The organism is Psychrobacter sp. N25K4-3-2 (assembly GCF_015351755.1).
Lineage (GTDB): Bacteria > Pseudomonadota > Gammaproteobacteria > Pseudomonadales > Moraxellaceae > Psychrobacter > Psychrobacter glaciei.
Window position 1 is genome coordinate 25,693 of sequence record NZ_JADKLX010000001.1, and the last position, 13,911, is coordinate 39,603.

10 protein-coding genes and 1 pseudogene are annotated in these 13,911 nt (G+C 39.2%); 9 read left to right on the forward strand and 2 right to left on the reverse strand.

What is annotated here, in order from left to right; all coding sequences use genetic code 11:
- Positions 1–280: 280 nt before the first annotated feature.
- From IOD06_RS00110 to IOD06_RS00140, 7 genes and pseudogenes are all read left to right on the forward strand, one after another.
- A complete protein-coding gene (locus IOD06_RS00110; protein ID WP_194618408.1) occupies positions 281–1,324 on the forward strand; it encodes a histone deacetylase family protein in 1,044 nt (347 codons plus the stop codon).
- Between the two features lie 86 nt (positions 1,325–1,410).
- Positions 1,411–2,502, forward strand: a complete 1,092-nt coding sequence (locus IOD06_RS00115; RefSeq protein ID WP_194618409.1) for a beta-carotene 15,15'-monooxygenase — start codon at positions 1,411–1,413, stop codon at positions 2,500–2,502.
- 32 nt (positions 2,503–2,534) lie between these two features.
- Positions 2,535–3,785: an FAD-binding oxidoreductase gene (locus tag IOD06_RS00120; RefSeq protein ID WP_194618411.1), complete on the forward strand. Its 1,251-nt coding sequence runs from the start codon at positions 2,535–2,537 to the stop codon at positions 3,783–3,785.
- Between the two features lie 63 nt (positions 3,786–3,848).
- The gene (locus IOD06_RS00125) at positions 3,849–4,187 is read left to right on the forward strand and encodes a RidA family protein (protein ID WP_194618413.1); all 339 of its coding nucleotides are present in this window, start codon (positions 3,849–3,851) and stop codon (positions 4,185–4,187) included.
- Positions 4,188–4,249: 62 nt separating this feature from the next.
- Entirely contained in the window at positions 4,250–5,917 is a 1,668-nt protein-coding gene (locus tag IOD06_RS00130; RefSeq protein ID WP_194618415.1) for a thiamine pyrophosphate-dependent enzyme, read from the forward strand.
- A 190-nt stretch (positions 5,918–6,107) separates the two neighbouring features.
- A complete protein-coding gene (locus IOD06_RS00135) occupies positions 6,108–7,079 on the forward strand; it encodes a LysR family transcriptional regulator (RefSeq protein ID WP_194618417.1) in 972 nt (323 codons plus the stop codon).
- Between the two features lie 444 nt (positions 7,080–7,523).
- Positions 7,524–7,652: pseudogene (locus IOD06_RS00140) on the forward strand (IS3 family transposase); the annotation flags it as partial.
- Between the two features lie 251 nt (positions 7,653–7,903).
- On the opposite strand, the gene IOD06_RS00145 reads toward IOD06_RS00140, so the two are convergent.
- Entirely contained in the window at positions 7,904–8,704 is an 801-nt protein-coding gene (locus IOD06_RS00145) for an alpha/beta fold hydrolase (protein WP_194618419.1), read from the reverse strand.
- A 438-nt stretch (positions 8,705–9,142) separates the two neighbouring features.
- Here IOD06_RS00145 and IOD06_RS00150 point away from each other — a divergent pair, with 438 nt between their 5' ends.
- The gene (locus IOD06_RS00150) at positions 9,143–12,016 is read left to right on the forward strand and encodes a LuxR C-terminal-related transcriptional regulator (RefSeq protein WP_194618421.1); all 2,874 of its coding nucleotides are present in this window, start codon (positions 9,143–9,145) and stop codon (positions 12,014–12,016) included.
- A 45-nt stretch (positions 12,017–12,061) separates the two neighbouring features.
- Here IOD06_RS00150 and IOD06_RS00155 read toward each other — a convergent pair whose 3' ends face one another.
- A complete protein-coding gene (locus tag IOD06_RS00155) occupies positions 12,062–12,805 on the reverse strand; it encodes an SDR family NAD(P)-dependent oxidoreductase (protein WP_194618423.1) in 744 nt (247 codons plus the stop codon).
- Positions 12,806–13,185: 380 nt separating this feature from the next.
- On the opposite strand from IOD06_RS00155, the gene IOD06_RS00160 reads away from it, so the two are divergent.
- Entirely contained in the window at positions 13,186–13,695 is a 510-nt protein-coding gene (locus tag IOD06_RS00160; protein WP_194618425.1) for a 2,4'-dihydroxyacetophenone dioxygenase family protein, read from the forward strand.
- Positions 13,696–13,911: the final 216 nt, after the last annotated feature.

Genomic DNA, 13,911 nt, shown 5'->3' on the forward strand with positions numbered 1-13,911 from the left:
TTTCAGTTTTATCTTCTGCGTACAAAACACTTATTAAATATATTACATAGCTTATAAACAAACTTAATATAGTAGTCCAAAAGATATTAGATTTACTTATAAATACTATTAATTTATAACGTTTGACGGAGACTTTTCAACAACATATATTAGAGAAATATGAGTAAGGATCATAATATACGGCTATTGGCAATCAGATATAAAAATATAGAGCTTAGTAAGTACATTAGAATTTTTAATATTATTTTTTAAGTATTTTAGAAACAAAGGAATGTTCAGAATGAGAATCTATAGTCATGAAAATCAAAAGCTTCATCATCCAAAGACTTATTTTTCGCGTGGACAAATGCGCGAGCCTCAAGAAAAACCTGAGCGATTGATTGAGCTATTAAAGGCACCAGAAGCTTTAGACTTAGTAGTAACAACTGCTAAAGATATTGGCATCGCGCCAATTTTGGCTATTCATGATTTAGATTATGTTGATTTCTTAAAGCATGCTTATGATGAATGGATGGCAATAGATGAAGAGATGGGCGAGGAAGTTCAGACGACGATTTATGTTCAGAATAATAACCCAGGTCTTGGCATCTTAGCAAAAGCGGCCAAATATCAAGCCGATGGTAGCGCACCAATTGGCAAATACTCATGGACCTCTATTTATTGGTCAGCTCAAACAGCACTCAACGCTGCTGAAAATTTATTGAACGATGAAGACAATCAAAATAATATTCAAATATGTCTAACCAGACCTGCAGGCCATCATGCTCGTAAGAATGCGGCAGGCGGCTTTTGCTATTTAAATAATGCTGCAATCATTGCACAGCATCTCCGTCAAAAATTTCAAAAAATTGCCATTATCGATACAGATATGCACCATGGTCAGGGTATCCAAGAGATATTCTACGACCGCAAAGATGTGCTATACACCTCTGTTCACGGTAGCCCTATCAATTTTTATCCGGTAGTCGCCGGTCATGAGCACGAGAGAGGTGCAGGAGAAGGTTATGGCTATAACCTCAATTTTCCAATGCCTCATGATACTGATGAAAGGGGATTCTTTCATTATGTAGATCGCTCAATAGAAACCTTAAAATTATTTGATCCAGATGTCATTGTTCATGTCTTAGGGTTTGATGTCTATAAAGACGATCCACAAGCCAAATGTCACGTTAGTACGGAAGGCTTTAAAACTTTGGCACAGAAACTTAAGGCGTTAAATAAGCCTCTTATTGTGCTGGTCGAAGGAGGATATTGCATAGAAAAGCTCAATGAAAATCTGCAATCTTTCTTATCTGGGTTCATGTCAGAAAACAATAATGATTGATGAAAAATAAATGTTTAGTCGCTAACCGTTTAAAGGATTTATTAGGGTCATTACTCGATTAACTCACAACAACAGGGATGTTTCATATGAGTGTTTCAATTATTAAGGCGATCAGTTATGCCGGTGTGTATGTTGGGGCTGTCATTGGTGCTGGATACGCAAGTGGGCAAGAGGTGCTGCAATTCTTTGCAGGTTACGGTTTTATCGGTATGCTGGGTGCTGTGATTACGATGATCATGCTGGCATGGTACGGTACGGTGTTTATGGAGTTGGGTCATCAGCTTAAAACCAATAGCCACCGTGTGGTTCTTAACTACTTATGTGGCAAAAAAATAGGTTTTTTTGCCGATTATATTCTTTTGTTTTTTATGTTCGGCGTCATTAGTATTATGTTTTCGGGTGGTGGTGCGGCTATCGAACAATACTGGGGTTTACCGTCCGTTGCTGGCAAGATACTGATTGCTATAATGACCTTGTCAACCGTCATATTTGGTTTTACATCTTCTGTTAGAGCGTTAGGGATTATTTCCCCGTTAATGATTTTGGCCGTGGTTGTCATCTCTGTCATTACCTTCACTAATTACTCTGACCAATTAGCCACTGTTGATGCCACTATTCAAACGCTTCAGCCCGACACAGCCACGTCTTTTTGGTGGACGTCAGCGATCGTTTATGTCTCATACAATGTCATTCCAGGCGTATCTACTTTTGCCTCAATTGGTAATAAAGAGCCAAATCTAAAAACAGTCAGAATGGCCGGTGTCATCGGTGGTATGACATTGGGTATTTGCTTACTATTCATTATTATGGCGCTCTTATCGAATCTTGAAAACGTCATGAGTTATGAGCTTCCATTTTTAGAGATAGCACGTGGTATTAGTCCAATGACAGGATTATTATTTAGTGTAGTGCTCGTTGTTGCAGTATTTACGACAGCGGTATCCAACCTTTATGGTTTCGTTATTCGCTTCTTTGATTCTGATACAGAAACATCAAAGTTTCGTATTTTGACTATAGTCGTCGTGGTGCTATCTCTACTGGCTTCACTCTTTCCGTTCAGTACATTGGTCGGCACCTTATATCCCGCTTTAGGTATTCTCGGTATGTATGTACTGCTCTGTGCGCTATATAAGACTTTCAAAGGTCAAATATTTATGGCTGAACGACCAAAGCTATAACAAAAGGCAAAGCAGAAATAAAAGGATATAGTATGCGATATGAAGTGATTGTTATTGGTGCTGGCATGGTAGGGACATCTATTGCTTGGCATCTGCAAAGTCATAACTCTCAGGTTTTATTATTAGATAAAAAGCCACCGGGTTCAGAAACATCATATGGTAATGCGGGATTGATTCAGAGAGAAGCTATTCATGTGCATCCTTTTCCAAGGCATCTTGCAGAATTAATAAGAGTATTACCGAATCAAAATACTGATATACGCTACCGTTGGTCTGCTGTCTTCCGTTACCATCAGGCATTATTGAAGTACTGGCAGTTCTCTGCACCTTCTTCTGTTCAGCAAATAGAAAAAGAGTGGCAGACTCTGATTGAGCATTGCACGAGCGAACATCAAGAGATGATTACGGCCGCGGGTGCTGAAGATTTGATCAGGCGTGATGGTTGGATTGAAATGCATCGAGACGAAAACAAACTCAAAGCAGCAATTGTAGGTGCTGAAAATGTACTACAACAAGGTATTGAGCACAAAGTTCTATCTATTGCGCAATTAAAAGAATTAGAGCCCAATGGTAATTTCGATGATTTTATCGGCGCTATTCATTGGTCTAACTCTTGGCAGGTATCAAACCCTGGAGCTTTGGTAAAGGCCTATGCCAAGAGCTTTCAAGAAAAAGATGGGGCAATAGGTGAGTGCACGGTCAAAGAAATACGACCTGAAGGCGATGGCTGGCAAGTGATAACTGATCTTGATACTTTTTATAGTGATGATCTGGTTATTGCAGCAGGCCCTTGGTCTAACCAGTTGATAAAACCTTTGGGATATGACTTACCTTTATTTCCTATGCGTGGCTATCATCAGCATTTTGAGACGACGCCACAGAACACGGTCAATCACAGTCTGGTAGATATGGATAAAGGCTTTGTCATGGGGCCGATGCAGCAAGGTATTCGCGTCACAACTGGCGCTGAAATGACTACCATCGATGCACCAAAGAACTTTGATCAGTTGAACGCTGTATTGGCTTTCGCTAAAAATATTTTACCATTAAATCAAAAAGTGGAAACAGAGGCGTGGGCAGGCTCACGACCATGCATGCCTGACATGAAGCCAGTCATCGGTGCCGCCGGTAAACATAGTAATTTATGGTTTGCCTTTGGACATGGTCATCAAGGCTTTACCTTGGGACCTATCACTGGACGTATTATAGAAGAATTATTACACAACAAACCTACAGTAGTGGATATTGAACCTTTTAATGCTCAACGATTTTCTAACGCTTAATAATATTATTTTAACGAGATAATCTTAAATTTCGTTATTTCTAACATACAAGGATTAATCAACATGCGAAAACTTCATAGTAACCAACGTATGAGCCAAATTGTCATTCACAATCAGACCATTTATTTGTCAGGTCAAGTTGGAGGTATTGATGAAGATGTGGCTACTCAAACGTTGACATGTCTAAATAAAGTCCAAGAGCTATTAGAAGAAGTAGGTAGTAATAAATCCAAAATTCTATCAGCCACCGTTTGGCTAAAAAATATGGAGGATTTTGCAGCGATGAATGATGTGTGGGATGAGTGGTTTGCAGATACTCAACCACCTGCTCGAGCCTGTGGTGAATCAGTATTGGCGCATCCTGACCTATTAGTAGAAGTGACGGTCATTGCTGCTGAATAAGTTGTTTTGACACTTATAAGAAATAAAGACTTTTATTAAAATGAAAAATTAAGGGACTAACAATGAGCAACATTATCCATGGTGGTCAAGCAATCGTAGACAGTTTGCAATTACACGGTGTCAGTCGCACCTATGTCGTTCCAGGTGAAAGTTATCTGTCGGTATTAGATGGGTTGTATAATGCTGATATTGACACAGTGGTGTGTCGTCATGAGGCAGCCTGTACTTACATGGCAGATGCTCATGGCAAATTTACGGGTCAGCCTGGTATTGCTATGGTTACCCGTGGACCGGGCGCGGCACAGGCTTATACTGGTATTCATACTGCATGGCAAGATGGTGTGCCGCTCATATTATTCGTTGGACTTATCCCTGTTGCAGACAGAAACCGAGAATCGTTCCAAGAGTTTGATCCCAATCAATGGTTCTCTAGTCAGTGTAAACGTGTACTGATATTGGATGAAGTTTCAAGAGCATCAGAGATTGTAGCCAAAGCTTTTCATGCTGCTTTAGAAGGACGACCAGGTCCTGTCGTTGTGGGACTACCTGAAGACATCATCCAACAGGAATTCCACGGACAATTGCATCCAGTGATTCCTGTTGCTGAAGGTGCTATATCTAATGACAAGCTTGATATAATATTAAATGCGTTATCTACTGCTGAAAAGCCACTGATTTTTGCAGGGGGACAAAATTGGACGACCGAAGCTTCTAAACAGTTAACCCAGTTTGCAGAGGACAATCACATTCCTGTCATCCATGATTGGCGCGCTTCAGATAGAGTGGCTTTTGATTCTCCTGCGCATGCTGGTTATTTGGGTTATGGACGCTCGGATGATTGTGCCGCATTAATCGAAACAGCTGATGTCGTGCTAACAATAGGTACTGTATTAGGGGACGTTGCTAGTGATGGGTATAAATTGCGCCAGTCCTTTGATAAACCTAATTATATTGTTAATTTAGATACCAGTTTGCGTGGTCATAGTGGTGCAGTTACTGAGCATATCGTCGCTAGCCCTATTAGCTTTATCAAAGCGATTAGCCAAGCATCGCTGGCAAGCTCAGATTCACGTGATACTTGGTTTAATTATTGTCATAAGCAACAGAGAAAAGATTGTGCTTTTCCAGAAACACCCGTAGCAACGAATAATATTGAGCAAACAAATACTGATCAGACATACGCCAGTATGACCCAAGTTATCAAAGCGTTGACTGAGCAGTTACCTACCGATGCTGTCTACAGTTTTGGTGCTGGCAATCACTGTTTATGGGCGCAGCGTTATTTGCCCACAAACACCTTCCCAAGTCAGCTGAGTACTAGAAATGGTGCGATGGGTTACAGCTTGCCAGCGGGTATTGCAGCTGCATTAGAATCGCCTGAGCGTTTATCGATAGTGGTCACGGGTGATGGCGAATTTATGATGAATGAAGCAGAATTGTCAACGTCCATTCGTTATGATGCCCCTGTCTTAATTGTTTTGATGGACAATCAGCAATTTGGTACTATACGTCAACACCAAGAAGCCCATTATCCCGATCGAGTGTCTGGTACGCAGCTACAAAACCCTGACTTTGCTGCACTGGCCAATGCTTTTGGTGCCCATGGTATACGAGTCGCTAATAACAAGGACATCGCAACCAGTGTGACCAATGCGCTGAGAATCGTCACAAAAGAGCGCAAGACAGTATTGCTGCATGTGATTACAGACCCTGATGAGCTAACACCTTAGGTATTAATTAGCTTGTCATGACAAGAAGGTGTTATGACAAGCCATACAATAAATAAGCATTTATAGTGCCCCGTTATCCTTAGCTATATTGTATTATGAGCTGAGAACAATGATGAAAGGGGAGCTAAAAATTCAGAGGCTGAATATGTATCAAAAAGACTAAGTCCTCCTTATTTTTGGTAGTCCTTTCATGTTGAGTTGTTATCAATATATTTATAATACAAGTGCTGAAACTACTATGCTGCAACAGAAATTAGCCGATAGCTTGAATTGGACATTGCTTCATGTGTTAATAGCTATATATGAGGAGGGAAGCATTAGCGCAGCTGCTAATCGCCTAAACATTACCCAGTCAGCAGTCAGTCAAAACCTTAAAAAGCTTGAAGAGCAGCTCGAAAGTCAGCTACTTATTCGCAATACCAAACCGTTAGAGCTCACTCCAATTGGTCATTATTGCCTTCAAGTTGCACAAACGATTTTTACAGAAATAACCTCTATTGAAGCCATGAAAGGTAGCAATTCGCATCTACTAGAAGGCGAAATTAAATTACTAGTCGCCAGTCGACTCCACAATCCAAAATACAATGATTTTTTAGTTTATTTCAAAAAAAAATATCCAAATATTACTTTAGATTTGACAGTGAAATCAAGTATGGATATTTTAAATAACCTCAAACAAAAGACACCTGCTGTTGGTATCTGCTTAGCTCGACACATCCCGGAAAATCTTAATCAGCAGTTATTGTTTACTCAGCGGTATTACCTATATTGCGGCTACCATCATCCGCTATTTTCAGTACCTGATTTGAGTTTTGATAGCTTATTAAAAGAGGATTTTATAGCTTTTAGTAGTGAAGATATTGGTGATGTGCTTTCACCAATTACGGTGTTTAAAGAAAGCCATAATATTACTGGCCGTATCAGTGCTTATACCAACAATTTAGATGAAGCGGTTCGCCTGATTTATACCGGCTATGGCATCGGTGCGCTACCTGATCAGTTCATTGCCGCAACGCACTTAGAGTCTAAGCTTAGACGTTTGCCGCCAAGCGAAGGTATTGCTGATATCCCTATTCGTCTCTTTTGGCATAAACACCGTGCTTTATCACCTATTGAAGCTAGATTTATCGAAGAAATTATAGAGTTTGATATTTCTTTTTAATCGAAACTCTGTAAAGACAATATTACCTAATTTGAGATAAGCTGTAACCATTAGACCTCCTGAAAAAGTCACATCTTAAGCTTGAAATTTACTAATCCTGAGAATTGAACCGTTCCGAATTTTTCGGAGGCAGATTTACTTGAGTCAGGCTGCAAACCCCGATTTCCACAAAGACACCTGATAAACCTTATTATTAGCAATTTGTGGTGTAAGCCTTATATAAATAGGCTTAGATAGATCATCAATATAGTATGTTCATATCTTGGTTAGTGGTTCGTATATTTATAAATACTATTTATAGACCCGTAATATTATAGGTAGTCACACCGAATAATTTTTAAATATATGCATATAAGTTAATTCTGCAAAAGCCAATTATTTCAAAACTACCCTGCCAGCCATACCATTCATTCGATGGTTTTTAATATCCCATGTGATAACGACACTAAAGAGCTAGTTGGCTATGCCATCAATAAGCATGTGACAGCAGATTTAGTCTGTTGTGCACTCAATATGGAAATTAAGAATAGACGACCCAGCCAAGAGCTGATTTTTTATTTTGATAGAGATAGTTAGTACTATAGCCATCAAAGATATCATTAAGTATATTGAGCTTGATTATAATGAGGAGTGACTAGCAAAGTACGTACTACCTTTACCGTCACGTAAGCCATTATCGTTCATGCAGTTGCTCTAATCATTGAGCTGTTGGAAGTGTCAAGCACATAGATAAATTCACTAATGACATGAATAAACATGCTTTATTAAATTCCATTAAGTGAGTAAAACACTAAAATCTCAAGCTATTTGCTATGAAGTCCGCATTATGAATGTGCTGAAATAAAATCTGCAATATATCTATTAACGATTTCCGGTTGTTCAAGTGCTACCGAATGACCGGCCTTCGGAATCACAAACATTTGGCCATCTAATACTGTTTTAGTAATATTTTCTGACAGAGGTACTTCATACGCATGATCCTGTTCGCCTGCCAATACTAGCGTAGGTACTTTGCACCCTTTAAGCTCATCTAATATGCCAGTGCGATGAATAACGCCATTAGCACTGCGCGCGATATCAGGTCCTAGTTTTAGCATATGATCACGCCAGTATTCACGCTCACTTGCTCGAGTGGCGTCTGCTAAATAGTCATAGCCAAACATGATATACATAAGCGTATCGATAAATGGTTCAGTACCTTGCGCGCCTAGGCCTTCAACCAAAGGCGAAAAATCGACCAGTTTGTATTCAAGCTCACCGCTAGATCCAAGTACAATACAACCTTTTAGCAAATCTGGGCGGCGAGCGGCTAAACGTAGCGCAATAAACCCGCCCATAGAGTTGCCAGCAAAAAAGCAAGGTCCTAGGTCGAGTTCCTCAATTAATGCTATAGCATCGTTGGTATGAGTATCCATATCGACGCTTTTCAATTCTGAACGGGCATTTTGCCCTTGATCCCGATCATCATAGCTCACTACTCGAATGGTTTTAGATAGATATTCTATTTGATGCGTGAACATTTTATGATCAAAAAACAGCGAGTGACTTAGTACCAAAACCGGAGCGTCTTTAGGACCTTCATCGTTATAAAACAGGGTAGTTCCATTCACGTTAATATCTGGCATGATCTTTTTCCTTGTGTAAACACTATTGATCTTTATGAATCTTATAATAAGCAGAGCGTAATATTTACCTTAATCTTTTAACTTTAATACTTTTATCAGAATTTCTGAGGCATTGAAAGCGATGAATTGTGAGCGTATCGGTTGCTAGATATTTTACTAATACGATAATTCTTAGCTCTCAGATATGCGTAGAGATACTTAACATTATAGCGCTGTTTGATTTCAATATAAGTTGATTTACCATTCATTCACTTTGATTACAGTGTGTTTTCTACTCACCAATGTTACGATTCAACGAGTCATGATAGCTAGATGGCATGATGCATAATACGTGATACATGTTATAGCCTAAGGTTAATGTATTTCTTGCTATTGTGGTGCATAGTCATTAGAGCTACTAGCTATTTGGCAACCAATTATTAAAAAAATGAGGCAAGGATGCTGATTTTAAAAACAAAGATCGAACGACTACAACTGCAACAAGTCAGGCTGCTTGAGCGCCCCAAACTACTGCATCAGTTATTTGGAGATAATACTCATCGGTTGGTTTTGATACAAGCCGCTGCAGGGTATGGCAAAACTACTGTTATGGTACAGCAGAGCGAACAGCTAGAGATACGTCATCTGACGGTTGGTTGGCTAACTCTAGATAACGATGACAACGACCCTATACGTCTGTACCAATACCTGTGGACAATATTGACTCAGAAATCTGATGCACAATTATTAGTAGAAGACAGAGTAACAAAGAGTCATATTCATCATTTACTGTCTCAGCTTAATACGACAACTTCCCATACATTATTTATTGATGAGCTAGAGGTATTAACCAATCCTGATAGCTTGAATATTATCTGGTGGCTATACCTATTTTTACCCAGTAATTACCATTTAGTTATTGCCTCACGTGCGCTTCCAAACTGGCCACTTGCAAAAGGTGAACTACAAGGATTGGTCCACATTATTAGAGCACATGAGTTGCGTTTGTCAGCACTTGATACGCATATACTACAGCAGTACCTACACAGTAATTTGATACAAAATACCACGCTTACACCCTACATGGCAGCCAATCAGTCATTATCAGAGGCGACAGTAGATGCTGCTAGCCCCTTAACTTTGATTGATAACGAATTGGTATCAATGCTTATTGATAAAACGGAGGGTTGGCTAACAGGTATACAGCTCATTAATTTATGCTGTACGAATGAAAAAGATTTATACCAACTCGTACATCAAATGAGCGGTGCACAGCGGCAAATAGCTGATTTCTTAGCGGAGCAGGTATTTTTACAATGTGATGCGCATGTCCAAAATCTTTTGTTAAACATTAGCGTATTGAGAAAAATAAATGCCAGCTTGTGTCACGCATTAACTGGTGCAACTGATGCGCAGGTCTTGCTGAAAAATTTAAGTCAACAAGGGCTTTTTATTCAAGCGATAGATGATCAGTATCAGTGGTTTCGCATACACCAATTAATGAGACAGTTTCTGCAAACAAGGCTACAAAATCAAGCACCAGAAAAGTATTTTGCCACTCATTCTAAAGCAGCAGAATGGTATCAAACAAATAGTATGTTTTTGGAGGTGATCTACCATGCACAGTTAATCGGTGATAACACACTGATTTTGTCAGCTTTAACAGCAGTCAGTCATGATTTGATACTAGAGGGGCGGCTTTATAGTTTGTTAGAGCTGACTGAGTCTTTAACTGATAGTCAGCTGTGTCAACATCCAGCCTTACTATATGATTTAATTTGGGGTTTGATTCTATCTCGTCAACATTATAAAGCAGCCCGCTATATAAAAGTGCTTGAGCAAGAAGAGCTTTATTTGTTAGATAATGACAACCAAACTTTTATTAGCCATAAAGATAAGCAGTTAGGACTGTCAGCAATGACTGCTTTTATTGCTGATGACTTACCCAAATCTTATCAGTTGGCGCAAATAGGTCTTCAACAACTGTCGCTAGAGGCGTATTTTTTTAGAGCACCGTTATTGGCCATCTGTGCTTTATATCAACTTAATAATGGCAACATCAGACATGCTCATTCACTAATTTTTCAATCAAGAACCCTTTATATCAAGGATGATAATCCGTACGGCTTAACTTATATAGATAGTATTGATGCAACTTGTGACAGGCTATTAGGCGATATATCATCAGCCACCAAGAAATTTCAGCGCATTGGTATCAGTCCAGATTATGCTCAATTAGGGACCAATGATAGTAATCGCGATATGATGCTGAGTGTGGCAAGCAGTTTAAAAGCGAGCTTTTATTATGAGTGCAATCGTATTGAAGATGCCAGACAAGCACTTAGAGATTTCGACCAAGGTGAAAACATGGTTATCACAGATATGATTACGTTGGGTTTTTTGACAGAATTGAAGCTGGCATGTTTAGCAGGGATGGAGATTAGTGATCAAGATCTCTCAAAAGCCAATAGCAAAGCGGATGAATGGTCGCTCCCTCGGCTAACCAGTGATATACAACGATGGGTTGACGAGCAAGATTTGAAGAAAATAATGCCAGTAATGGTGACAGGAAAATACGAAGATAAGAACGATCGGCTTGATTATCAAATAAAAAAGCGATCAAAAAGAGAGGAGGGTGAGCTTAGTGGTTTGACGTTGACTGAATTATTGACTGGACTGGATCTGTTACCATATCGTAAGGCGATATTTTCGGGTAATAGTCAGCAAGTAGCGCAAGTAGTGGTGGAGCTGAATCAACTTCTAAAAGCTGATCTACCCTTTGTGATACGTAATGCCCGCATAAGGTTATTGTTGGCAATGGCCTATCACGTGTTGGATCAACCTATACTGTCTTATAAGAGCTTATTAGATGCACTGGAACAATTTAAATCAACACAAACACATCGAATCATACTCGATGAGCATCCGCTAATTTTGGTGCTGTTGAGTAAGCTTTGTCAGTATCAGGGAAATGAGGTTGCCGTATCGTCTGATATCCAAAAATATATAGTATCTATACTAGAAATAGAGGGTCGTGATTTTTATGGAGAAGGTAGTTTTTCATTGAAAGATAAGCAATCTCAAATAGAAAGTGCTATGCAGCTATCTAGTAATAATCAGAGTGATCTTAATAGTATGATAGTTTTATCAGAGCGCGAAATTGAAATATTATTATTGGTTGAAAGGGGTTTGAGTGATGGACAGATAGCCGATAAGATTTTTTTGTCTATTCACACCGTAAAATGGCATTTACGTAATATTTATCATAAATTACAAGTACGCTCCCGAACACAAGCCGTTGCGCAAGCACATCAACAGTATATTTTAAAATAGGCCAAGTCGTAACAGGTCATGACCTATTTTTAGAGCATTCACATATTAAACAATAGAATAGCCACCATCGACGTTGACGATGGTACCAGTAATCCAACTGGCTGCATCAGAAGCTAAAAATAAAACCACGTTAGCCACTTCTATTGGGTTACCAAACCTTGCCAGAGGCGTTCTTGCCATAATACCATCGGTAAAACCGTCTAATACTTTTAACTGTTGAATCATCGGGGTGTCAATCCAGCCGGGTGCTACAGCATTCACGCGAATGTTATCTTTTGCAAGGTAGATAGCATGAGATTTAGTCAGTTGATCGATTGCGCCCTTGGATGATGCGTAAGCAGGCGTGAGTTGTGACCCAAATATAGAATACATGGATGAGACGTTAATAATAGAACCACCAGATGATTTTGCCAATAGTGGCGCCGCGCATTCACTGATATGAAAAACTGCCGTTAAATTAATATCAACAACCTTTTTAAACATAGGTAATTCGTGTTCTGTTGTTGAGCCAATACCCGCGCCATTAAAAAGCACATCAAGCTGATTTAAATTTTTGAAAAAATTGGCGACTTTATCTTCATCAGTGACATCTAATTCCACTGACTCAATATCCAATTGCTGTGGATACTGTGCCTCCTTACTATTTAATCCTAATGCCCAAACTTTAGCGCCTTTTTGTGCAAAGGCAATGGCAACGGCTTGTCCAATTCCTGAGGTTGCTCCGGTCACAACGACAACTTTATGAGCAAATAAATCTTTTGAAAATGTATCTGATGCTTTCGTATCCATACGAAATATTCCTTTTATTAAACACCTATAATTTAAGTAGCTAGATAAACTAATAAACTTACTTTGCTGATATATGACCATGAAGCAGGTTAAACAGTTATGAAATATCTCTGTCAGGGTCTACTATCAGACATGCCCTAGTCATATTGATTAAAATTAGCATAAATATTGATAATAAAAGGATGGTTGTACTCAGTATTGTGTTTATAAAAAACCATTCTTTTGAGTGGTTGGCAGCAAGTTTTAGGCGAATATACTAATAGAGTATCTGCAAGAGATCAGGTGCAGTCATGACTTAACTTGCTCACAACTAGCAGCATCTGAAGGACACTGATGCTGACTTCGACTATTAACCCGTATATCGCAAAAGGAATTGCATTATGTCTATCGGCACCCCTCAAGACTATCTATTGACGCTAAATATGAAAAAGGAAGGCGAGATAAAAAATGCCTTGCCAGGCGTTCATATCACGCCCTTTTATTTGAACTCTGAAACAGGGGTATGGGTTATTTACGCCCGTTTTGAACCCAATACTCAACTGCCAGAGCATTTTCATACGGGGATAGTACATTTTTATACCACAGCAGGATCTTGGATGTATTTGGAGTATCCAGATGATGTGCAAACAGCTGGGAGCTATTTATTTGAACCAGCAGGGTCAACACATACACTCAGAAGTGATGAAGGTGCAGAGGGGTTCATCATGGTTGAAGGTGCTAATGTGAACTTCAATGAGGATGGCTCGCTTATGTTTATTATGGATGCTGGTTGGATTGAACAGATGCTACATACTGTTGCTAAAGAAACTGGACAAAAAATGCCGCGTTATATTAAGCCAAATGCTAATAATGATTTTAGTGATAAAGCTACGAATAATCCTACAGTCTAAATACCTATTTGATGTCTAATAATGAGAAATATCAAAAGTTATACTGTGATTTTAGCTTCGCGAATGACAATCGTCTTAATAAGACATCCTCTTGAGTCAGAGCGAAGCTATAGCAGGTCTTCATAAACTAATCCTTTTGAGTGATATGCAACTTAGAAGGGTTAATTCAACTCTACAAAGAGCAGCTCGCGAAGCACGCCTTTATCAAAGATAACA

Coding starts and splice junctions, on each gene's coding strand:
- IOD06_RS00110 (WP_194618408.1), top strand. CDS start 281: ATGAGAATCTATAGTCATGAAAATCAAAAGCTTCATCATCCAAAGACT.
- IOD06_RS00115 (WP_194618409.1), top strand. CDS start 1,411: ATGAGTGTTTCAATTATTAAGGCGATCAGTTATGCCGGTGTGTATGTT.
- IOD06_RS00120 (WP_194618411.1), top strand. CDS start 2,535: ATGCGATATGAAGTGATTGTTATTGGTGCTGGCATGGTAGGGACATCT.
- IOD06_RS00125 (WP_194618413.1), top strand. CDS start 3,849: ATGCGAAAACTTCATAGTAACCAACGTATGAGCCAAATTGTCATTCAC.
- IOD06_RS00130 (WP_194618415.1), top strand. CDS start 4,250: ATGAGCAACATTATCCATGGTGGTCAAGCAATCGTAGACAGTTTGCAA.
- IOD06_RS00135 (WP_194618417.1), top strand. CDS start 6,108: ATGTTGAGTTGTTATCAATATATTTATAATACAAGTGCTGAAACTACT.
- IOD06_RS00145 (WP_194618419.1), bottom strand. CDS start 8,704: ATGCCAGATATTAACGTGAATGGAACTACCCTGTTTTATAACGATGAA.
- IOD06_RS00150 (WP_194618421.1), top strand. CDS start 9,143: ATGCTGATTTTAAAAACAAAGATCGAACGACTACAACTGCAACAAGTC.
- IOD06_RS00155 (WP_194618423.1), bottom strand. CDS start 12,805: ATGGATACGAAAGCATCAGATACATTTTCAAAAGATTTATTTGCTCAT.
- IOD06_RS00160 (WP_194618425.1), top strand. CDS start 13,186: ATGTCTATCGGCACCCCTCAAGACTATCTATTGACGCTAAATATGAAA.